This is a genomic window from Clostridium pasteurianum (genome assembly GCF_001705235.1).
GTDB lineage: Bacteria > Bacillota > Clostridia > Clostridiales > Clostridiaceae > Clostridium_S > Clostridium_S pasteurianum_A.
This window is the reverse complement of the sequence record NZ_MCGV01000001.1, coordinates 237,583-257,600: the sequence shown is the minus strand read 5'-3', so window position 1 is coordinate 257,600 and position 20,018 is coordinate 237,583. Positions and strand designations below refer to the sequence as shown.

24 protein-coding genes are annotated in these 20,018 nt (G+C 30.5%); 18 read left to right on the top strand and 6 right to left on the bottom strand.

All coding sequences use genetic code 11. The annotated features are described in order from the left end of the window. Window positions 1-56 precede the first annotated feature (56 nt). The 7 genes from BEE63_RS01215 (at window position 57) to BEE63_RS01185 (ending at window position 5,244) form a co-directional block, all read left to right on the top strand. A complete protein-coding gene (locus tag BEE63_RS01215) occupies window positions 57-1,277 on the top strand; it encodes a M16 family metallopeptidase (RefSeq protein ID WP_066019646.1) in 1,221 nt (406 codons plus the stop codon). A gap of 14 nt (window positions 1,278-1,291) precedes the next feature. After that, window positions 1,292-2,332, top strand: a complete 1,041-nt coding sequence (gene hydE / locus BEE63_RS01210; protein WP_066019645.1) for a [FeFe] hydrogenase H-cluster radical SAM maturase HydE — start codon at window positions 1,292-1,294, stop codon at window positions 2,330-2,332. A gap of 389 nt (window positions 2,333-2,721) precedes the next feature. Next, window positions 2,722-2,949: a hypothetical protein gene (locus tag BEE63_RS01205; RefSeq protein WP_066019644.1), complete on the top strand. Its 228-nt coding sequence runs from the start codon at window positions 2,722-2,724 to the stop codon at window positions 2,947-2,949. 262 nt (window positions 2,950-3,211) lie between these two features. After that, window positions 3,212-3,676, top strand: coding sequence for a pyridoxamine 5'-phosphate oxidase family protein (locus BEE63_RS01200; RefSeq protein WP_066019643.1), 465 nt, complete (start codon window positions 3,212-3,214; stop codon window positions 3,674-3,676). Between the two features lie 83 nt (window positions 3,677-3,759). Continuing rightward, the gene (locus BEE63_RS01195) at window positions 3,760-4,209 is read left to right on the top strand and encodes a GNAT family N-acetyltransferase (RefSeq protein ID WP_081312428.1); all 450 of its coding nucleotides are present in this window, start codon (window positions 3,760-3,762) and stop codon (window positions 4,207-4,209) included. A 125-nt stretch (window positions 4,210-4,334) separates the two neighbouring features. Continuing rightward, entirely contained in the window at window positions 4,335-4,649 is a 315-nt protein-coding gene (locus BEE63_RS01190) for a DUF3795 domain-containing protein (protein WP_157797085.1), read from the top strand. 79 nt (window positions 4,650-4,728) lie between these two features. Beyond that, window positions 4,729-5,244 (top strand): GNAT family N-acetyltransferase, encoded by a 516-nt coding sequence (locus BEE63_RS01185; RefSeq protein ID WP_066019641.1) that lies wholly within the window; start codon window positions 4,729-4,731, stop codon window positions 5,242-5,244. Window positions 5,245-5,535: 291 nt separating this feature from the next. Here the strand turns inward: BEE63_RS01185 and BEE63_RS22000 are convergent, their stop codons facing one another. Both BEE63_RS22000 and BEE63_RS21995 read right to left on the bottom strand, forming a co-directional pair. Next, window positions 5,536-5,718 (bottom strand): hypothetical protein, encoded by a 183-nt coding sequence (locus tag BEE63_RS22000; RefSeq protein ID WP_242874638.1) that lies wholly within the window; start codon window positions 5,716-5,718, stop codon window positions 5,536-5,538. 63 nt (window positions 5,719-5,781) lie between these two features. Then, window positions 5,782-5,922: a hypothetical protein gene (locus BEE63_RS21995; protein ID WP_242874636.1), complete on the bottom strand. Its 141-nt coding sequence runs from the start codon at window positions 5,920-5,922 to the stop codon at window positions 5,782-5,784. Between the two features lie 183 nt (window positions 5,923-6,105). Between BEE63_RS21995 and BEE63_RS01175 the strand changes: the two genes are divergently transcribed. The 6 genes from BEE63_RS01175 to BEE63_RS01150 all read left to right on the top strand — a co-directional run bounded on the left by BEE63_RS01175 (window position 6,106) and on the right by BEE63_RS01150 (window position 10,534). Beyond that, window positions 6,106-6,492 carry a winged helix-turn-helix transcriptional regulator gene (locus BEE63_RS01175; protein WP_066019640.1) on the top strand — a complete coding sequence of 129 codons (387 nt, stop codon included), beginning with the start codon at window positions 6,106-6,108 and terminating at the stop codon, window positions 6,490-6,492. 19 nt (window positions 6,493-6,511) lie between these two features. Next, window positions 6,512-6,925 carry a GNAT family N-acetyltransferase gene (locus BEE63_RS01170; protein ID WP_066019639.1) on the top strand — a complete coding sequence of 138 codons (414 nt, stop codon included), beginning with the start codon at window positions 6,512-6,514 and terminating at the stop codon, window positions 6,923-6,925. Window positions 6,926-7,060: 135 nt separating this feature from the next. Further along, entirely contained in the window at window positions 7,061-7,711 is a 651-nt protein-coding gene (locus tag BEE63_RS01165; RefSeq protein WP_347463704.1) for a methyltransferase domain-containing protein, read from the top strand. Window positions 7,712-7,758: 47 nt separating this feature from the next. Continuing rightward, window positions 7,759-8,793, top strand: a complete 1,035-nt coding sequence (locus BEE63_RS01160; protein WP_066019638.1) for an L-threonylcarbamoyladenylate synthase — start codon at window positions 7,759-7,761, stop codon at window positions 8,791-8,793. A 101-nt stretch (window positions 8,794-8,894) separates the two neighbouring features. Further along, on the top strand, window positions 8,895-9,191 hold the full coding sequence (locus BEE63_RS01155) for a hypothetical protein (protein ID WP_198507930.1): 297 nt from the start codon (window positions 8,895-8,897) through the stop codon (window positions 9,189-9,191). A gap of 155 nt (window positions 9,192-9,346) precedes the next feature. Further along, on the top strand, window positions 9,347-10,534 hold the full coding sequence (locus tag BEE63_RS01150; protein WP_242874895.1) for an amidase domain-containing protein: 1,188 nt from the start codon (window positions 9,347-9,349) through the stop codon (window positions 10,532-10,534). A 91-nt stretch (window positions 10,535-10,625) separates the two neighbouring features. Here the strand turns inward: BEE63_RS01150 and BEE63_RS01145 are convergent, their stop codons facing one another. Next, complete coding sequence (locus BEE63_RS01145) at window positions 10,626-11,231, bottom strand: ferritin-like domain-containing protein (protein ID WP_081312426.1); 606 nt, start codon at window positions 11,229-11,231, stop codon at window positions 10,626-10,628. 305 nt (window positions 11,232-11,536) lie between these two features. On the opposite strand from BEE63_RS01145, the gene BEE63_RS01140 reads away from it, so the two are divergent. Beyond that, entirely contained in the window at window positions 11,537-11,752 is a 216-nt protein-coding gene (locus BEE63_RS01140; RefSeq protein ID WP_066019636.1) for a hypothetical protein, read from the top strand. 57 nt (window positions 11,753-11,809) lie between these two features. Here the strand turns inward: BEE63_RS01140 and BEE63_RS01135 are convergent, their stop codons facing one another. Then, window positions 11,810-12,664, bottom strand: coding sequence for a CvfB family protein (locus tag BEE63_RS01135; RefSeq protein ID WP_066019635.1), 855 nt, complete (start codon window positions 12,662-12,664; stop codon window positions 11,810-11,812). A 197-nt stretch (window positions 12,665-12,861) separates the two neighbouring features. Here BEE63_RS01135 and BEE63_RS01130 point away from each other — a divergent pair, with 197 nt between their 5' ends. Continuing rightward, complete coding sequence (locus tag BEE63_RS01130; protein ID WP_066019634.1) at window positions 12,862-14,253, top strand: amino acid permease; 1,392 nt, start codon at window positions 12,862-12,864, stop codon at window positions 14,251-14,253. Between the two features lie 590 nt (window positions 14,254-14,843). Here the strand turns inward: BEE63_RS01130 and hydF are convergent. Both hydF and BEE63_RS01120 read right to left on the bottom strand, forming a co-directional pair. Continuing rightward, window positions 14,844-16,073: a [FeFe] hydrogenase H-cluster maturation GTPase HydF gene (hydF, locus tag BEE63_RS01125; RefSeq protein ID WP_066019633.1), complete on the bottom strand. Its 1,230-nt coding sequence runs from the start codon at window positions 16,071-16,073 to the stop codon at window positions 14,844-14,846. Window positions 16,074-16,087: 14 nt separating this feature from the next. Beyond that, window positions 16,088-17,518, bottom strand: coding sequence for an aspartate ammonia-lyase (locus BEE63_RS01120; protein WP_066019632.1), 1,431 nt, complete (start codon window positions 17,516-17,518; stop codon window positions 16,088-16,090). 125 nt (window positions 17,519-17,643) lie between these two features. Here BEE63_RS01120 and BEE63_RS01115 point away from each other — a divergent pair, with 125 nt between their 5' ends. The 3 genes from BEE63_RS01115 (at window position 17,644) to BEE63_RS01105 (ending at window position 19,969) form a co-directional block, all read left to right on the top strand. Then, a complete protein-coding gene (locus BEE63_RS01115) occupies window positions 17,644-17,859 on the top strand; it encodes a hypothetical protein (RefSeq protein ID WP_066019631.1) in 216 nt (71 codons plus the stop codon). Window positions 17,860-18,127: 268 nt separating this feature from the next. Then, window positions 18,128-18,928, top strand: a complete 801-nt coding sequence (locus tag BEE63_RS01110; protein ID WP_066019630.1) for an ABC transporter substrate-binding protein — start codon at window positions 18,128-18,130, stop codon at window positions 18,926-18,928. 339 nt (window positions 18,929-19,267) lie between these two features. Next, a complete protein-coding gene (locus tag BEE63_RS01105) occupies window positions 19,268-19,969 on the top strand; it encodes a polyprenol monophosphomannose synthase (RefSeq protein ID WP_066019629.1) in 702 nt (233 codons plus the stop codon). Window positions 19,970-20,018 lie beyond the last annotated feature (49 nt).

Sequence of the window (20,018 nt, the reverse complement as noted above, 5' to 3'; positions counted from 1 at the left end):
TTTACTTTATGCTTGCCATCTTTGATTTTAAAGGGCAAATGCTAGAGGTGAATTGTGTGAAAAGGATACAGCTAAAAAATGGAATAACAGTTATATATGAATATAGAAAAAGTGATTTAACGTCATTTTGCTTTGGGTTTAAAGCCGGAGCATCTGTTGAAAATGAAGATGAATATGGTATTGCGCATACTGTTGAACACTGCATATTTAAAGGAACCACCACGAGGAGTGAAGCCCAAATAAATAAAGAATTTGATGAAATATTTGGATTTAATAATGCAATGACTAATTTCCCCTATGTTGTGTATTATGGAACCACTCTTGCACGTGATTTTGAGAGGGCTTTTGAACTTTACAGTGATATAATATTAAATCCAACCTTTAAGGAAGATGGATTTGAAGAAGAAAAGTCTGTAATCATTGAAGAACTCAAGGAATGGAAGGATGATAAGCAGCAGTTTTGTGAAGATGAGCTTTTAAAAAATTCTTTCTCTAAAATTAGAATAAAAGAGTGCATAATAGGCAATGAAGAGAATATTAAAAAATTTACTAGAGAAAAACTTAAGGATTTTTATAATAAATATTATACAGGAGATAATTGTGTAATAAGTGTAGTTACGTCTATTAATGAAGAGAAAGTAGTAAGTATTATTTCTAAATATATGAATTCCTTAAAAAAGGCCGTAAGTAAGATTAAGGACTACGAATATGAGGAAAATAAATCCGGAGTTTTCACTGAGAAACGTGAAGTTAAAGGTGCAGTCTTGCAGTACTTATTCCCAATATATAAATTAAACTATGATGAAATAAAGGCGTTAAGGGCATTTAATTTTATATTTGGAGAGGGAACAAGTTCCATGCTCTATGATAAAATAAGAACTAAATATGGACTGGCATATGATGTATATAGTAAAATAAGTAATGAAGGTGGAATAAAATTATTTTATATAGGTTTAGGAACTGCTGCCGAAAATTACAATAAAGGTATTGAAGTTGTAAATGATGTTATTGAGGAAAGCAAGAACCTTAAAGGAAACTTTTTTAAGGATAAACTTTTAAAAATAGAAAAGGGAATTTCCTTAAAAAGAACACTTAAACTTGAAAGATCTATTAATCTGGCAGTTAATTTTGCAGTTTATGAAGTAATGTATGGAAAAGCAGAGGATGTATATAATGAGATAAAAGATATTTCTCTTCTAGATGAAGAATTTATAGTTGAAACTGCGAGAAAGGTTTTAGTAAATCCATCTATTCAAATAGTTAAACCTAATAATTAAGGATAGGAGAAAATATGGATAATATAATGAATTTAATTAATAAAGCTGAGGTAACACACAATTTAACAAAGAGTGAATTGGTAGCTTTATTGAAAGATGATAGTCATAAAGATGAACTTTTTAAGGCAGCAGATAGAGTTAGAAAAAAGTATGTTGGCGATGAAGTTCATTTAAGAGGAATTATTGAATTTTCTAATATATGCAAAAGAAATTGTATGTATTGCGGTTTAAGACGCGATAATAAAAATATAAAAAGGTACAGGCTTAAACCTGATGAAATAATAGAAATTGCTTCCGATGCAAAACAATATGGTTATAAAACACTAGTGCTTCAATCAGGCGAGGATGAATACTATACAGTGCCTAGGCTCCAATATATAGTAAGTAAAATTAAAAAATTTGATATGGCCATTACTTTAAGTATAGGAGAAAAGACTTTTGAAGAATATGCAGCTTATAAAAAGGTAGGGGCAGACAGATATTTAATCAGGATAGAAACTACAGATAAAGAGCTTTATGAAAAGTTAGATCCTGGCATGAGCCATGAAAATAGAAAAGAATGTCTTAGGAATTTGGGCAAGCTTGGATATGAAGTGGGTTCTGGATGCCTTATAGGACTTCCGGGTCAGACAATGGAATCCATAGCAGAGGATATACTTTTCTTTAAGCAAATAAATGCTGACATGATTGGAGTTGGTCCTTTTATACCAAACGAAGATACACCTCTTGGAAAAGAGAAGGGTGGAGATTTCTTTTTAAGTATAAAGGTTACTGCACTTACTAGACTGCTTCTTCCAGATATAAATATTCCAGGCACAACAGCTATGGAGTCACTTTACCCTAATGGCAGATCCATAGCTCTTACAAGTGGTGCAAATGTTGTAATGCCTAATGTTACAGAGGGAATATACAGAAAGCTTTATGCACTCTACCCAGGGAAGATATGTGTCAATGATACTCCAGGTCACTGTAGAAAATGTATATCACTAAAAATAAATAAACTTGGGAGGACGGTTTCAGACACGAAAGGATTTAGAAAAAGAACATGTTATTAAGTGAGACTATTGTAGAACGTTAAATAAAGGTCATAAATCTAAGAAGCTAATTATTAAAATTCTAAGAAGTTTCAATAACTCGTTGTCACTCAGACAAATTGAAACTTCTAAGGATTTTAATAATTAGCTCCTAAGATTTATTGACCTTTATTTAAATTGTTCTGCAACAGTCTCACTTAATAACAGAAGGTTTAAGGAAAAAATTCCTCCGTTCCTACGGAATTTTAGGTACCATATATAGGAAAATTGATTTTTAAAAGGTTAAGGAAATGCGAGAGTAGCACCTTGGATTTTTTATATTAATAATGGAGGATAATACAATTATATGTAGAATTATAACTTATTTAAGGAATTAATAGAAAATAGTTTATTATGCACAAGAGTGTTTTTTGGTTATTGATGATCCTGTTTCAAGCTTTGATTTGGAAAATCGTATTGGTATATTGTCATTTCTTAAATCTCAGATGTTGCGTATTTTTTCTGGTAATAAAGATAGCAAAATTTTTGTTATGACGCATGATCTTCCAACGTTTTATGATTTGGAAAAAATTCTTGGAGACATCAAAGATGCGACTAAAAAAATTGGGGAAAGGAAAAACGGATTACCGTTTGTTTGAATTGACAAATAAGACCTTAGTGGAATTCAAAGAGCGAAAAAGGCTAAAGATGTTCTATGCTTAATAAAATTTCAAAGTTTTAAAATGCAGTATGTCAAGAGCCTTGGATTAATGGCTCAAAGTTAGATATTGATAATTATTTTTTAGTATTGTGTAAATCATTCCTGTCAAAGTTAATGAAGGAAAAAATTCCTCCGTTCCTACGGAATTTTAGGTATGATATATAGTGAAGATGATTTTTAATATATTAAGGAGAATTATTATGTTTAAGAAAATGAGAAGAGAAGATAGAAAGATTAATAATGACGATACTGTAGAAATTTTAAAGAACAATGCTTATGGTGTTTTATCAACTGTAAATGAAGATGGATATCCTTATGGTGTGCCAGTAAGTTATGTCTTTTTTGATGATTCAATATATTTTCATTGTGCTGTTGAAGGACATAAAGTAGATAATATATTAAGTAATAATAAAGTATCTTTCTGTGTGATTGGACAAACCAAAATTTTACCTAAAGAGTTTAGTACAAACTATGAGAGTGTAATCGTGTTTGGAAAGGCAACTGAGGTTTATGATAATGAAAAAAATAAAGCTTTATTAGAAATAATAAATAAATATTCAGCAGAATACATTGAACAAGGAAAAGAATATATTGAAAGGGCAAGTAAGACTGTTAAGGTAATAAAAATCAGCATAGAACATATGACAGGAAAATCAAGGAGATAACAAGAGTATATTGAAATATGTGCTGTAAGATGTAATAAAAACATAGATAGTATGAATACAAATAGTAATTTACAGGAGGAAATATGATGAATTATAGAAAAGCAGATATGAAAGACATACCTTTACTTGTGAGTATTAGAAAGAAGCAACTCATTGATGAAGGTATAGAGCCCAATATTGATATTGATAAGGAATTGACGAGATATTTTAATAACAAACTGGCTAATAATTTATTGGTTGAATGGATTGCAGAAGAAAATAACCAAATTATAGCTACAGCTGCTATTGCATTTATTGATTTTCCACCAACATATACTAATAAAACTGGAAGAAAAGGTTATATAACTAATATGTATACAGAACTGACTTCTCGTGGTAAGGGTATAGCTACAGGAATGTTAGATAGGTTAGTAAATGAAGCAAAGGAACGAAACATTCATAAGATTTGTTTAGTAGCATCAAAACTTGGAAGACCTGTCTATAAAAAATATGGATTTCAAGATACAGATGAATGGTTGGAATTGAATTTATAAGTGTAAATTCCAATTTATTAGCATAATTTTTATAAAACATTATACATAGTAGGATATTGCCAAATAATAAAAAACGAACAATAAATATTTGATTTTTATAATCAATCATAGGGAGGATGGAATATATGGATAAGCAAATGATTGGAATGTGTGGTACTTATTGTGGAGTGTGTGAATGGAAGGAAAAAACAAATTGTCCTGGCTGTCAAGCCTGTCATGGTAAGCCGTTTTGGGGAGAATGCTCAATTGCTAAATGTTCAATTAATAATGAATATAATCATTGTGGACATTGTCCAAGCTTACCATGTGATAAACTGCAGGATGCTTTCAAGGATGCAGAACATGGTGATAATGGTGAACGACTAATAAATTTGAAAAATTGGGCAAAGGGTAAGGAAACTTATTTAAAAATAAGAACGCTAAAGATAGATGAAGAGTGATTGTTAAGACATAATCTGAAAATAAAGAGAGTTAAATAATAAGGTATAATTGTATTTTGAAAATTGGAGGTGAATTGATATGAATTTTAGATTGGCTAATATTGACGATTTACCTAAACTTAAAGCTGTATATGGAAACATAATTAATAATATGATGAAAAACAATATATCTATTTGGGATGAAATTTATCCATGTGAGTTTTTTAGAGACGATATTGAAAACAATCGTCTTTATTTGTTGGAAGGGAAGCATGATGATATAGTTGCAGCGTTTGCATTATGCGAATCAAGTGATGGAGAAAGTCATGTGAAATGGAAAGATCCCAATGATAGGGCATTATATCTTGATCGTTTTGGAGTTAATGTCAATTATTCAAGAAAAGGAATTGGTAGTATGATGCTTAAGCATGCTATTACAGTTACTAAGCAGAAGAATATTAGATATTTAAGGCTTTTTGTTGTGGATATAAATAAACCAGCTATAAATTTATATTTAAAAAACGGATTTAGTAAGGTAGATGGAATCTATGAAGAAAGAATTGATGATGACATTATATTGAGAGAATATGGATTTGAAATAGATGCATTAAAGTAAAACAAATTTTAATTTTACAGGTATTATACATATTAACTTTTTGGGGGGAAAATATGAAATATAAAGTACTCCAAATGAAGAAATATTTATGTATATGCAGAGGATATGGGAAATGGAACATATAAAAGATTAAAAAAGAAAAGCTTTTATTGGTATAAGAAAGCTATTGATAGTAATGAAGCAGATTTAGATTAAATTAAAATAGGATGCTGTAAAATGGATATTTATAGATTTTGCAACATCCCATTAATTTATAGGTGATTTATTATAAGTTGATAGATAGATTATGATTTAAAGTAATTTTTTGTTTTCGGCACCAGGAGTAGTAACAATTACTTTTTCTGGTGTAATAATCAGTGCGCCTTTGGCGGTAGTAGTGCCTTTAAACATATCTGTGACTATTGTTTTAAAGGTGTTCACAATAGGACCATTCGTAATATATTTGGCTGTACCTTTAATTTGATAGCCTTCCATCGTGGCACTATTGCAGACAGATACAGCGATTTTTTTATTGGTAACAATGTTTGCAAGTGTGGTTTATAGAAATACGTCACCAACTACCAACTTATTGTCGGCGGTAACATCTTTAAAGGCTACTGGCACTGCATTTGGTTCATCTGAATAGGTATCAAGAACCCATAGCTGTTCTTTTAGTAGTTTTATTACATTTTTGTTCATTTTAAAATCGGCCTCCCTTTTAAATTAATCCCGTTGAGTACACCAAAATAGTAACACTATGACTCGGATAATAGAAGATATCAATAAATTTATGAGCTACTAATAAAATTCTTAGTTACTTGCCTAGAAAAAGCGCTTTTTATATAATGAATGTATCAGATATTTTTGAAGGGGGAAACAAATTTGTATAAACTAAAACTAGAAAAAGACATCCGCTGTCCATTGGAATACGGACTAGATGTTTTTGGCGGAAAGTGGAAATCTTGCATTATATGTGTGTTGGCTGAAAAACAGGTTCTAAGGTACAGCACACTGCGTCATGAAATGACCAATATCCCCGATACGGTTTTAGCAGCTACTCTGAAAAGATTGATTACGGATGATATTGTTCTGAGACAACAGTATGACGAGATCCCACAGCATGTGGAATATAGGCTTTCTGCAAAGGGGAAATCCGTTGTTCCAATCCTCAAAAGTATTTGCAAATGGTCTGGAGCTTATCATAGAAAAGATAACGAGCGCGCATTAGCTCAGTGTCAGAAATGCGATTACAATATAAAATCTAAGTGAAAAATGGAGGGTGACTAAGATGCCAATTATATTTACTGAATTAAAGAAGTTTACCAAAGAAGATGTACAGGAATTGTTTCTTTCGGTAGGATGGGTTTCAGGGCAATATCCGACACGACTTTATAAGGCACTGATGCATTCGTCTACTGTTTTGACAGCATGGGACGGTAAGAAGCTAGTAGGATTGGCTCGCCTTTTAGATGATAGCGAAATGGTAGCTTATATGCACTATGTCTTGGTGAATCCAGCTTATCAGAGTCAGGGAATCGCAGGTAGGATGATTGAGATGGTCAAGGAAAAATATAAGAACTATTTGTACATTAAAATAATGACAGAGGGAAGTAAGAACTCTACTTTATACAAAAAACATGGATTTCATCTTATGGCTGATGGTGTTGCTATGCAGATTTGTAACTTTACTAATAAAATTTGAAGATATTACATTTTTCGGGGGATAATCATTTTGGTGCTCGACATTTCATAAGGTATGGGTGTAATAATATTTTTAGGGGGGGTAATACAAATAGATAATAGTAACATTCCAGTGTGGGAATTGCTGCAAAAGCAAATGACGTGGAATCAGTTAAGTTTTATACATAATAAAAAAGTATTGGACTTTGGGAGTGGCAGGGGAATAACAGCTTCACATTTTGCCCGTGATAATGAGGTTGTTGCAGTTGAACCAAATGCTAATATTATTTCAGAAAGAATTACTGATAATTATTATGATCAGATATGTGGAGATATTAATGTCTTGAAGAACTTTAAAGATGAGTCTTTTGATGTAATATTATGCCATAATGTTTTTGAATATGCAAGGGAAAGGGAAAAGCTTACTAAGGAATTTGCAAGGATTCTTAAAAAGGGTGGCGTACTTTCTATATTAAAGCATAATAGAGCGGGAAGAGTTATGCAGATGGTTGTTTTATTAAATAACTTTGAACATGCTAATGAATTATTAGAAGGAAAGAATGGAAGGGCATCTAAGTTTGGGGACATTCATTATTATGATGATATGGACATTTTAAAGTGGTCAAAGGATTTTGAAGTGAAAAAGATATTGGGAATGAGAACTTTTTGGGATTTACAGCAGAATCAAGATATACAAAAGGATGAAAAATGGCAAAAACAAATGCTTAAAGTAGAACAGAGTGTCTGTGATAGAGATGAATTTAAGGAAGCTGCTTTCTTCCATCATTTAATACTGATAAGAAAGTAGGCTACTTATATAAATATAATGTTAGACAATAAAGGGAGGTAAAAACTGTGGAAACAGAAGTATTAGACGTTAAAAATTTAAATTATAGTTATCAAAACATTGTAAAGGGTGCAGAATATCTAAAGAAAGGTGAAGTTGTTGCAATTCCAACGGAAACTGTTTATGGATTGGCAGCAGATGCTTTTAATGAATGTGCTGTAAAAAAAATATTTCAAGTTAAAGGTAGGCCACAAGACAACCCTTTATTGATACACATATATAAATTAGAGCAAGTTTATGATATATGTAAAGATATTCCCAAGGCAGCAGAGAAAGTATTTGATGCTTTTTGGCCTGGATCAGTAACTTTGATTTTTAATAAAAAGGAATGTGTTTCAGATACAGTTAGTGCAGGGATGAAAACTGTAGGAGTTAGATTCCCTAAAAGTGAAATAGCTAGAGCTATAATAAAAGAAAGTGGGACTTTACTCGTAGCTCCATCTGCAAATTTATCAGGCAAACCATCAACTACAAGTGCTGGGCATTGTTATAATGATCTGAATGGAAAAATTCCATGCATTTTAGACGGAGGTCCATGTTCAATTGGACTGGAATCTACAATTATAGATATGTCTACACCAGAACCAGTACTCTTAAGACCAGGAGCAGTTAGCCTAGATGACATACGTAGAGTAATTCCAAAGCTTATATATAAAAAGAATTTATTAAGTGTTAAAGGAAACGAAATTCCAAAAGCTCCAGGAATGAAATATAGGCACTATGCTCCGGATGCACCAGTGACACTGGTTGAAGGAGATTATATTAAAACATCTAAATGGATTAAAGAAAATATAAATGAGGATAATGCTGTAATTTGCTTTGATGAATTTTTAAGAGATTTTGATAGTTGCGATTATGTATATAGTTTAGGAAGTTTTAAAATCTTAAATACAGCTGCACAAAAGATATTTAATCTACTTAGGGAATGTGATAAATTGAATGTAAGTCATATTTATGTACAAGCACCTAAAGACAGCGGTTTAGGAAATTCTATAATTAATAGATTAGAAAAAGCAAGTGCAGGAGACATTATTCATATATAAAATTTAAAATTACTGCTATTTAAATAAATTCCTATGATTGAGATAGTTAATAAGAGAGTGAAAAAATTGGATTTATGTATTTAAAAGATTGAGGTGTTTTTATGAATTTTTTAAAAGAAGAAAAACTTTTTAGGGTTGAAATAATAAAACAATGCTCAATTATTAATGTAGCTCAAACTATGTTTAATAAAGGGTATTTGCCATCTTTTCAATCTTTTGAAAATGGAAGCTTTGGCTTTATTCCATCTGGTACAAAGGGATGGGTAATTAAAAAATACAATAGAAAGTATTTCCTACCAGATGGTGGTCAAAATGGTTTGGATTTATTTGTACCAGCTGATCAAAATAATGTGCTGATTCCTTTTGCTAAAATAGAAGATGCTTATAAATTAATATGAAATAAAAATAGATGTGCTTTATGCAATGTCTATCATATAATTTTATAAAATAACAAAATTTACTTCTCTCTTTTATAACAAAGTGTTTATAGAAAATGCTTTTTAATGGAATACTATTATATAAGAGTTATATAAAGAGGGGAGTTAATTTGATAGTGATTTCTAAAAAGAATAAGGCTAAGATTGTTATTTTTGTAGTAATAATATTATTAGAATTTCCTTCATTTACAGTTTTGGCTGCACATCAAAATACAGATGTTAATAGTGAAATATTAAAATCAGAAGTTGAAAGGATTTATAATATTCGTTCTTCATGTCTTGTATCTGGAGAAACTGATCCGCTAAAGGATCAATTTGATACTTCTCAAAGAACAGGTAGATATGCTTTAGAACATGAAATTAAGCGAGTGAAGTATTTGAAAAGCTGGTCTAATGAGCGTGGTATTAAGTTTAAAAATATAAAATCATCTGTAAGAATAAAAAAGGTAATGCCACGAGGTAAAATTACAAGGCTTGCATTAGAAGAATCCTATAAATTTGATTATGTATATAAAGATGATCCTAATGCAGCACTAAATTCATTTGGAGTTGGAATTAGACATGTAACAAGTGTAATTCCAAAGGGTGGAAGATGGCTAATATGCAATGATTGGTATACAGATTGTTTTGAAGATGCTTTGCAGTCTTGTGAAGCGGATGACCAAAGTACTTTAAATTCACTAATTACTAAAGTTCTTAGTTTAAAAGATTTGCTTGCTGCTAGAAAATTAAATAAAGTAATAAATTACAGAAGAGAATACGACAGGATAAAGGCAATAGCTTATGCAGACAAATATTGTGGTGCTGCTTGGGGAAGCGGAAATAACTTTAAGTATAACTCTAAGTATATGGATTTCAATGGAGCTGGAGGAGATTGTACGAATTTTGCTTCTCAAATTTTAGGAGATAAGGGAGCTGGAGGATTGCAACAGGATGGAACCTGGCATTGTCATATTCAAAAATACGGAATGGCTTCTGGAAGTAGAGCATGGACAAATGCTGATGCTTTAAAAAATTATTTGATATACAGCGGTAAAGCTAGGGTTATAAAGGTAGGTAATTTTAAAGAATTAATTACTCCATCTAAAGGTGAAGCCGATGCACCTATATCAAAAGTGGATTTTGGCGATATTGTTTGTTATGAAAAGGGAAGGGGAAATATAGATCATTTTGCTGTAATTACATCTTTTGATTCTAAAGGATATCCTTTAGTTAATTCTCATACTACAGATAGATATCATGTACCATGGGACTTAGGTTGGGGCGATAAGGGTATAAGATTTTTCCTTATTCATGTGAAATAACGTTAGAAAAATAAAGAAAGAAGAATTAAGAATGAAAGATGATTTTCCGCCGCTTTGCTTCATTCTTAATTCTTAATTTCTTTACTATGAATTAATGTCTGTCATTACCGCAGTATTTTTCTAAAAATCCTTTTAATATTTTAACATGAACTTTTTCATCTGATATAATTTTTTCAATTACTGCATTTACCTTTGGATCATATATTTCTGACATTATATCTTTGTAGCCTCTTATAGCAGCTTTTTCACCTGCAATATCGGCTTTCAGTTTTATACACAGATTGTCCTTTGACGAAGGAGGACATTCTTCTTTATACACATTATCGCCATATACCAATTCACCAGTTGAAAACCAGCTTCTGTTGCTGTTAAAAAAGGCAGGTTTTGCGCCTAATTTAACTATTAAGCCAGCAAGAGCATCTAAATGTTTCATTTCAACTATGGCTATACATAAAAGAGTTTCAGATACTTCTTTATTAAAAATTGTTTCATGATGATAGATATATTGAGTTATTGCTTGAAGTTCACTTCCACCACTGGCTGCATATGCGTTGTACAAAAGATTAGCATAATTTACATTACATCTTGATACCTCTATTGGTGGAAACGGCATTTGTGATTCACAGCAAATTTTTTTACTGGAGTTTTCATTATTTGAAGTTTTTCTTTGAATATTATAATTGTATGAGTAATCCATTTTCTTATCTCCTTTGTAAATATTGTTATAAGGTTTTACACTATATTTTATTAAGTATGCTGCAAAAACGATACATTAAGTTTTAATTTAATAGTAGAATTTAGAAATCTAAATATAATAAGGATTAAAGTTTAAGTTTTTACTTCATATTACGATGAATAAAATATAATTGTATTGTTAGTTAATGAAAGATGAATTTTGTTGTGGTAATAGGTCATTCTAGTGTTTTACAAATGCTGATATGAAAATAAAAGTAATGGATGATTCCGATGTGAATTTTAAATTAAATTTGTATTTGGTAAAAAATGGAGATACAAAAAAATAACTTAGAACAAATAGGTTCTATTTTATCGAATATGTCCTATAATTTTAATGCTACAGAATCAAATTTGAATGATACTGATATGGTAAGTGGACAAATGGAGCAAACCAGAATTTCAATACTTCAAAATGCTACGTCAGCAATATTTTCTCAAGTATCAAATATAGATAAAGAATCCTTGAGTATTATAGGAGCATAACATATTAAAAAGCCGCTATTTCAAAATAAACTTAATTATTTGAAATAGCGGCTTTTTTTATTTTATAAGTTTAGTACCTGATTTATCTTGTGAAATTAATCCTTTTTTCATTAATCCACCTAAGGCATTTTTAAAATAATTTTTACTTTCCTTAAATACTCTTTTTATGTCTTCAGGTGAGCTTTTATCATTATAAGGCATGAAGCCATTATTGTCCTTTAAATATTCGTATATTTTATGTTCTAGTTCAATTCTTTCATCCTTAGGATATTTTCTAGGCGTTACACAAATTATACCGTCTTCAAATTGTTTTTCAAATCTTAAATTAGTAAGAGTATCACCTTGAGAAACTTTTATAAAGCATTCTTTATTTAATATTACACCTCTATATTTGTTTTCCAATGCAATCATTACGCTTCCATTGGTTTGAAATCCATATACTGTTCCTGAAAATTCTTTTTTTGACAAATCTTCCTCTGCATCTGGTACCTGAAGAAATTTATCTATATATGTGGTAGCAGCAAGTCTATTTGTTTTATCGACATATACATAAAATAAATATTTTTTATCAGGTTCAATTAAGTATCCTTGTTCTTTTATTGGAACAAATAAATCCCTTTCAAGACCAAAGTCTAAAAAAGCACCTATTCTTGTATTTGATACTACTTTTAAATAAGCTATTTCACCTACTACAGCGTAAGGATGTTTTGTTGTAGCTATAAGTCTGTCTTTTGAATCTCTATATATAAATACATTTATACTATTACCAACTTCTAAATCATCTATATCAGAAGTGTCTTTAATGGGAAGTAGTATATCGTCTTTTGTACTGCCGGTTTCAGCATCAAGAAAGAGACCAAAATCACATTTTCTTGCAACTTTTAGTTCGTTATATTCTCCAATTCTAATCAATTTATGTTCCTCCTTATATATTAAAATATAATATTTATTTCAAATAAAAATTGATGCTATACTATTTTAACACATTTTACGACTAATATATAAAATTCGATAAATATTTTAAAAATTTTAAAAAAAATGATATAATAATCTTCGTACATCAAATAATGGCAAATGATTTAAATAATGCTATTTTAGGGGGAATGTCAATGAATAAAATTTTTAAAACAAAATCCATAGAAAATTTAATTGATGAAACAAAGGGAAAGGAAGCACTCCAAAAAGTTCTTGGCCCATTCGAGCTTACTATGCTTGGTATAGGGGCTATAGTTGGAACGGGAATTTTTGTTACTACTGGTGTTGCTGCTTCGGAATATTCAGGACCAGCACTTGTTTTATCTTTTATAATTTCTGGTATTGCATGTGGATTTGCTGCATTATGTTATGCTGAATTTGCATCAACTATTCCTGTAGCTGGTAGTGCATATACGTATAGCTATGCGGCGCTTGGAGAAATATGGGCATGGATTATTGGATGGGATTTGCTGCTTGAATATATTGTTGATATAGGAACAGTCGCAATAGGTTGGTCTGGATATGCTTCAAGTCTTTTACAAAATATAGGCATAAAGCTTCCATATAAATTAATAAATTCTCCTTCACAAGGTGGAATTGTAAACTTACCTGCTATTATAATTTTAATGTTTATGACAGGTGTATTATTTTTGGGTGTTAGAAATAGTGCAAGATTTAACAATGTCATAGTTATTATAAAATTAGCTGTAATATTTTTCTTTATTTTCTTAGGGGCAAGGCACGTAAAGCCTGTTAACTGGCATCCTTTTATGCCTTATGGTGTTAAAGGAGTATTTTCGGGAGCAGCGTTTGTGTTCTTTTCTTACATAGGTTTTGATGCAGTTTCTACTACTGCAGAAGAGGTTAAAAATCCTCAAAAAGATTTGCCTATAGGAATTGTTTTATCACTTTTAATATGTACAGTATTATATATAGCTGTTTCATTTGTTTTAACAGGAATGCTTCCATATTATAAATATAAGAATGTATCTGCACCTATAGCTTTTGCGCTTCAAAAGATAGGAATAAATTGGGGATCAGCTCTTGTTTCAGTAGGGGCTATCTGTGGAATAACTTCTGTGCTTTTGGTTATGATGTTTGGTGTTACAAGAATATTATTTGCAATATCAAGAGACGGTCTTTTACCTAAATGTTTATCCACTATTCATCCTAAATATAAAACTCCTGTAAAGAGCATATTTTTGGTTGGAATTGCAACTGCTATTATTTCAGGATTTTTGCCAATAGAAGAGGTTACACAACTTACAAACATAGGAACACTGGCAGCGTTTATAATGGTATCAATTGCAGTTATAGTATTAAGGTATAAAAGGCCTGATTTAAAAAGAGCATTTAAGTGTCCTTTGGTTCCAATTACACCATTAATATCCATTGTATTTTGTATAGTATTAATATTTCAACTTCAAACTGCGGCTAAATTGAGGTTTATAATATGGTTTATATTAGGTCTAATAGTTTACGCTTTATATGGCTTTAAGAGAAGCAAGTTAAATGAAAGCAAATAAAAACAAAATATAAGTTATCATACACGAGGTTTGGGCAATTTAGAAAATGTTAATATGAAGTTGCTAGTAATAATATAGAAAATGCCTATTGATAATTAAGAAGGATAATGGGTCTTTAACCCAAACCATGTATATGATCGTTACCCTTCTTTATTTAATATGGGCAATCTCTATATTATAAAGATTTAGATAAGCCTTTAAATTGAAGCTGTTAGTCGTAAATTTTAAGATAGCTTATATTTTATAAAAAAGTATAATGGGTCTTCGACTTAAGTCTTATAATTTCTTTATTTACCCGATACAATATATATTTATAATAAATAAATATTACCGGCAATAAAATGTGATCACAGCCCCAGTTATGATAAAATTCCGGAGGTACGGAGGAATTTTTTCCTTGCTGTACCTTCTAAGCGAATTAACAATGCTGAAAGAACGATTTAAAAAAAGCTCATAAATCTTGGTAAAAAAATTATAAAATACTTAGAGTTTTGAATTTGTTTGAACGTAGTGAGTTATTCAAAACTCTTAGTATTTTATAATTTTTTTATCTTAGATTTATGAGCTTTTTTTAATGTTCCAAAGCATTGTTAATTTGCTTTGTTAAATAGCTTATTAGCAGCAGGAAATGGTTTTAATGCTCTTGGAAGAATTCCCTGAACGTAAGCAATGAGAACTCCATAATTTACAATGGGGATGCTTTTTTCTACGGCACTATTTATCCTGTGAAGCATTGCACGCCTATTGAGCATACAGCCTGCACAGTGCACTATAAGAGAATATTCTTCTATATTTTCAGGAAAGGAAAAACCACTTGAAAAATGGAAGTCTAATTTTTTTCCTGTCTTTTGTCTCAGCCACCTTGGTATTTTTACTTTTCCTATATCATCTGATTGACGATGGTGTGTGCAAGCTTCTGATATTAAGACTTTATCACCATCTTTTAAATTCTCAATTGCCTTTGCACCACGTACAAGTTCAGTTAAATCACCTTTATATCTTGCCATTAATATTGAGAAGGATGTCATTAAAATATCCTTTGGGGTGTCAGCTGCGACCTTTAAAAATACCTGGGAATCTGTTATTACTATTTTTGGCTTTTTACCTAGACTGTTTAAAGTTTCTCTCAGTTCAAATTCTTTGGTTACAACTGCAATGGCGTCACTTTCTAAAATATCTCTAATAGTTTGCTGCTGAGGAAGTATTAATCTGCCCTTTGGTGCAGCTTTGTCTATTGGGGTAACTAAGATAGCTATATCGCCTGGAGAAATTAAATCTCCTACAATTTTGAATTTATCTTCGCTTTCAGGTGCTAATCGTATTATTTCGTCTTTTAAATTATTTATTCCTGCTTTAGTTAATGCAGAGATAGGAATTAGAGGCATATTAAATTGTGATTTATAATATTCTATATCAAAATTCTTTTTATCAACCTTATTTAAAACGCCGATTATAGGTATCTTCTTTTCTAATAATGCAGAACAAATTTCTTTATCATAATCCGTTACCCCTGTTTCAATATCCATAACTAAAATTGCAATGTCCGTTTTGGATAGAACTTCAAGAGTTTTCTTTTTTCTCAAATTTCCTAAGGAGGTTACATCATCAAGACCTGCGGTATCTATAAACATAACAGGACCTATTGGAAGCAGTTCCATAGCTTTATAAACAGGATCTGTTGTTGTACCTTTTACACTCGAAACAAGAGCAATTTCTTGAGCTGTAAGGGCATTTATTATACTTGATTTTCCTACGTTAGTTTTACCAAAGAGTGCAATAGTGAGTCTTTCACCTTTTGGAGTTGAATTAAGTTCGTTCATTAATATCACCTCATCTATAATCCTGGTATGCCAGGTTTTGTAATTTCATATGGATTAAGTATTTTATCTACCTCTTCTTCGGTTAAAAGTTTTTCTTCAATAATTAAAGTTCGTATGCTTTTATTTTCTTTTAAAGCTTTTTTGGCTATATATGAAGCTTTATCATAACCTATATGATTAACTAAGGCTGTAGCTAAAGCAGTGGAACAATTAAGATGTTCCAAACATTTTTTAGAATTAATTTTTAAGGAATCTATGCATTTTTCTTTAAAAATCACAATTCCTTTAGTTAATATTTCAAGAGATTCTAAAATGCTTTCAGCTATAAGAGGAGAGAAGGCATTTAGTTGAAGCTGACCAAATGATGCAGCTAGAGAAATAGCAGTATCATTTGCCATAACTCTCATTGAAATTTGTGCAATCATTTCACATATAACTGGATTTACTTTTCCAGGCATAATTGAAGAACCTGCCTGAAGTTCTTCAAGAACAATTTCAGAAAAGCCTCCTCTAGGACCACTGCTTAAAAGCCTAATATCATTGGAAATCTTAATTAGATTAACAGCACATGCTTTTAAAAGACCGGATACCTCAACAAACACATCCATATTTTGAGTAGTATCCATAGGATAGTCGGTTCTTGCAAGCCCCAGTCCGGTTATATCTTGAAGTATATCTGTAACAGCAAAAATATATTCATCTGAAGCATTTATGCCTGTACCTATTGCTGTTCCGCCGATGTTTATTTCGCGCAATCTTTCTTCAACTTTATAAATTCTCCATCTATCTCTAGCTATGGCTTTAGCATATGCTCCAAAGCTCTGTCCTGCCATCATTGGTAGAGCATCCATTAGTTCTGTCCTTCCAAGCATAAGTATATCAGAGAAGTCATTTTCTTTAATTTGAAGTGCTTCTTGAAGTTTTGCAAGAGCATCTGCAAGAGGACGCAAAAGTTTTATAGCTGCAATTCTAAGAGCTGTTGGATATACGTCATTTGTAGATTGGGACATGTTAATATCCTGAACTGGATGAATAATTGAGTAATCTCCCTTAGATCCTCCTAAAATTTCAATTGCTCTATTTGCAATGACTTCATTTACATTCATATTAGTAGAAGTTCCAGCACCGCCTTGAAGGTATCCAGTTATGAATTCACTGTCAAACTTTTTATCTAATATTTCATCACATGCTTTTATTATTGCAGTGGCTTTTTTTTCATCCATTTCTTTTACTTTTTTATGAGCCATGGCAGCAGCTTTTTTTACAATAACCATGGAGTATATTAAATTTAGGTTTACTTTTTTATTATTAACATTAAAATTTGCTAAAGCTCTATCAGAATTTATACCATAATAAGCATCATTAGGTATTTCTTTTTCACCAATTAAATCTTTTTCTGTTCTAAAATCAGAAGGCAAATTTAACACTCCTTTCTTCCTACACATTTTAACAAACTTAGTTAGGATAAACAACTTTAATGTTTAATTTAAAGAAAGGTTATATACACTATGTGGAAATCAATGTTATAATCATTTTATATATTAACTATAATTAAGTGAAGGGAGTATATATGAAAAAATTTAATAATTATATTAAATTCGGATTAATATTTAATGGAATTGGGATAATTTCAAATTGTTTTAATTTGCTACCAAGTTTTATTCAAGGATTTTGTGTAGGATTAGGACTTACTCTAATATTTGTAGGAATATATGCTCAAAATCATAATTTAGATAAACTTAGAAAATACAAAAAAAATATATTAAACAAAGCATTGGGAAAATAGCAAACGAAATATTTGTTTAATAGTGACTTAAATTATATGTTAGCCTAAATGATTTTTATAAAACGTATTAATTGGTGAATATGAATAGTACTCACTAATTAATACGTTTTATACGTTTCAGCACTGTATTAAAACGTAAGCTGAAGAAAAATTGAAATTACCAATTGCTCAACACAGCAGAGACATATATAAGGAATTGATTGTAATACGATATATTTTTTGACAATATAATAATTATGAAATAAAATGGAAATAGAGGTGATATTTAATGCTTAAAAAATTAATTACAATGACAGCAGTCTTATGTATGTGTGTAGCTGTATTAGCAGGATGTGGTCAAAAAAGTTCTAACGCTTCTGATGATTCCCTAAATAAAGTAAAGAAGGCAGGAGTCCTTGCAGTTGGAATGCATGATGATTATCCACCAATGGAGTTTAGGGATGAAAATGATAAAAGGATTGGTTTTGAAGTGGATCTTGCAAATGAAATAGGCGAAAAAATGGGTGTTAAAATTAAATTTGTTTCAAATGCGTGGGATGGAATATTTCTGGCACTTAATGCAAAAAAGTATGATGTTATAATGTCAACTGTAAGCATTACAGATGAAAGAAAGAAAAAAATGCTGTTTTCAGATCCTATAGTTTATGGTGGAAATGCAGTTTATGTGAAAAGCAATAATACTTCAGTAAAAAATGAAAAAGACTTTCCAGGAAAAATAATTGGATGTGAGGCTGGAAGTACTGGACAAGATGTATTGACTAAAATTTCTGGAATAAAAGAAGTAAAAAAGTATAGTTCAACACCTGATGCGTTTTTGGATCTTAAAAATGATAGAATTGCAGCTATTGTAACTGATCCTATGGTTGGTGATTATTATAGTTCTAAAGAAAAGGGAAAGTACAAAAAGTTAAAAACAACATTGACAAAAGAGCCTATAGGTGCTGCTTTTAGAAAAAATGATAAAGCACTCAGGGATGCTTTTCAAAAGGCATTTAACAAACTAAAAAAAGATGGTACTTTATCTAAGCTTTCGCAAAAGTGGTTTGGATATAATATTTATAGTGAATAAAAAATTATGCTTTTATATTATCTTAAAAGGATATGCTTTATTTGAAGTGTATCCTTTTAAGATTTTTTTGTGATATATAAAAAATAAATCTATTGAATTAATTTGTATAATATGTAATAAATTTCAATAATATAAGCAATAAGTGTTTACAAAGTCTTACAATTTGAATACAATGATTTTATACATAATTATATAAAATATCAAATAAAAACCATAAATTAAAAAATCAGCAATTACAAAGTATAATGCGTAAAGTAGAAAATAGTGGTTTAAAAATGGGTAAAGGGAAGAGAAACAAACATGATATTGAAATAAGTTTTAAAGAGGAGGATATTATGTATGTTATCTATAGTTATCCCTGTATATAATGAAAAGGACAATGTGTCCGAGCTAGTTTTAAGAATAGAAAAAGCACTTGGTAGTAGTGAACATGAAATTATATTTGTTGATGATAGTAATGATGAAACTACAAATATAATAAAGGATTTAACTTTAAAGTATAAGAATGTGATATTAAAGCATAGAGAAAATAAAAGGGGACTTTCTTCTGCTGTAATTTACGGCTTTAAAGTTGCACGTGGAGATATAATTTCTGTTATGGATGGTGATTTACAGCATCCACCTGAAGTACTTAAAAATATGTTAGATGAAATAAATAATGGTGCAGATATAGTAGTTCCAAGTAGATTCATAAAAGGCGGCAGTGATGGAGGATTAAATATATTTAGAAAACTAGTTTCTTTTACTGCAAGATATATTGGAAAGCTATTTTTAAAAAAACTTAGAAAAGTGTCAGATCCAACCGGAGGTCTTTTTATGGTGAGGAGATATGTAATAGAAAATAGGGACTTAAGACCTATAGGATGGAAAATATTAATAGAAATACTTGTTATGGGAAATTATAAAAACTTTGTTGAAATACCATATTCTTTTAAAAGTAGAAGTCTTGGAAGTTCAAAGCTTACAATTGCTATCCAGCTTCAGTATTTAAAGCAAATAGTGAGTTTAATTGTGAGAAGCAGAAAATGTAATATTAAATAGCTTGATTGGACAAAATGTAAATATTATAATGGGAGTACACAAATATGAA

Excerpts from the sequence above, each read along its gene's own strand:
- BEE63_RS01115 (WP_066019631.1), top strand. The coding sequence starts at position 17,644 with ATGAAAAAATTTAATAATTATATTAAATTCGGATTAATATTTAATGGA.
- BEE63_RS01185 (WP_066019641.1), top strand. The coding sequence starts at position 4,729 with ATGAATTTTAGATTGGCTAATATTGACGATTTACCTAAACTTAAAGCT.
- BEE63_RS01105 (WP_066019629.1), top strand. The coding sequence starts at position 19,268 with ATGTTATCTATAGTTATCCCTGTATATAATGAAAAGGACAATGTGTCC.
- BEE63_RS01165 (WP_347463704.1), top strand. The coding sequence starts at position 7,061 with ATGACGTGGAATCAGTTAAGTTTTATACATAATAAAAAAGTATTGGAC.
- hydF (WP_066019633.1), bottom strand. The coding sequence starts at position 16,073 with ATGAACGAACTTAATTCAACTCCAAAAGGTGAAAGACTCACTATTGCA.
- BEE63_RS22000 (WP_242874638.1), bottom strand. The coding sequence starts at position 5,718 with ATGGAAGGCTATCAAATTAAAGGTACAGCCAAATATATTACGAATGGT.
- BEE63_RS01145 (WP_081312426.1), bottom strand. The coding sequence starts at position 11,231 with ATGGATTACTCATACAATTATAATATTCAAAGAAAAACTTCAAATAAT.
- BEE63_RS01130 (WP_066019634.1), top strand. The coding sequence starts at position 12,862 with ATGAATAAAATTTTTAAAACAAAATCCATAGAAAATTTAATTGATGAA.
- BEE63_RS01120 (WP_066019632.1), bottom strand. The coding sequence starts at position 17,518 with ATGTGTAGGAAGAAAGGAGTGTTAAATTTGCCTTCTGATTTTAGAACA.
- BEE63_RS01195 (WP_081312428.1), top strand. The coding sequence starts at position 3,760 with ATGATGAATTATAGAAAAGCAGATATGAAAGACATACCTTTACTTGTG.
- BEE63_RS01200 (WP_066019643.1), top strand. The coding sequence starts at position 3,212 with ATGTTTAAGAAAATGAGAAGAGAAGATAGAAAGATTAATAATGACGAT.
- BEE63_RS21995 (WP_242874636.1), bottom strand. The coding sequence starts at position 5,922 with ATGAACAAAAATGTAATAAAACTACTAAAAGAACAGCTATGGGTTCTT.
- BEE63_RS01170 (WP_066019639.1), top strand. The coding sequence starts at position 6,512 with ATGCCAATTATATTTACTGAATTAAAGAAGTTTACCAAAGAAGATGTA.
- BEE63_RS01140 (WP_066019636.1), top strand. The coding sequence starts at position 11,537 with ATGGAGATACAAAAAAATAACTTAGAACAAATAGGTTCTATTTTATCG.
- hydE (WP_066019645.1), top strand. The coding sequence starts at position 1,292 with ATGGATAATATAATGAATTTAATTAATAAAGCTGAGGTAACACACAAT.
- BEE63_RS01190 (WP_157797085.1), top strand. The coding sequence starts at position 4,335 with ATGGATAAGCAAATGATTGGAATGTGTGGTACTTATTGTGGAGTGTGT.
- BEE63_RS01110 (WP_066019630.1), top strand. The coding sequence starts at position 18,128 with ATGCTTAAAAAATTAATTACAATGACAGCAGTCTTATGTATGTGTGTA.
- BEE63_RS01155 (WP_198507930.1), top strand. The coding sequence starts at position 8,895 with ATGAATTTTTTAAAAGAAGAAAAACTTTTTAGGGTTGAAATAATAAAA.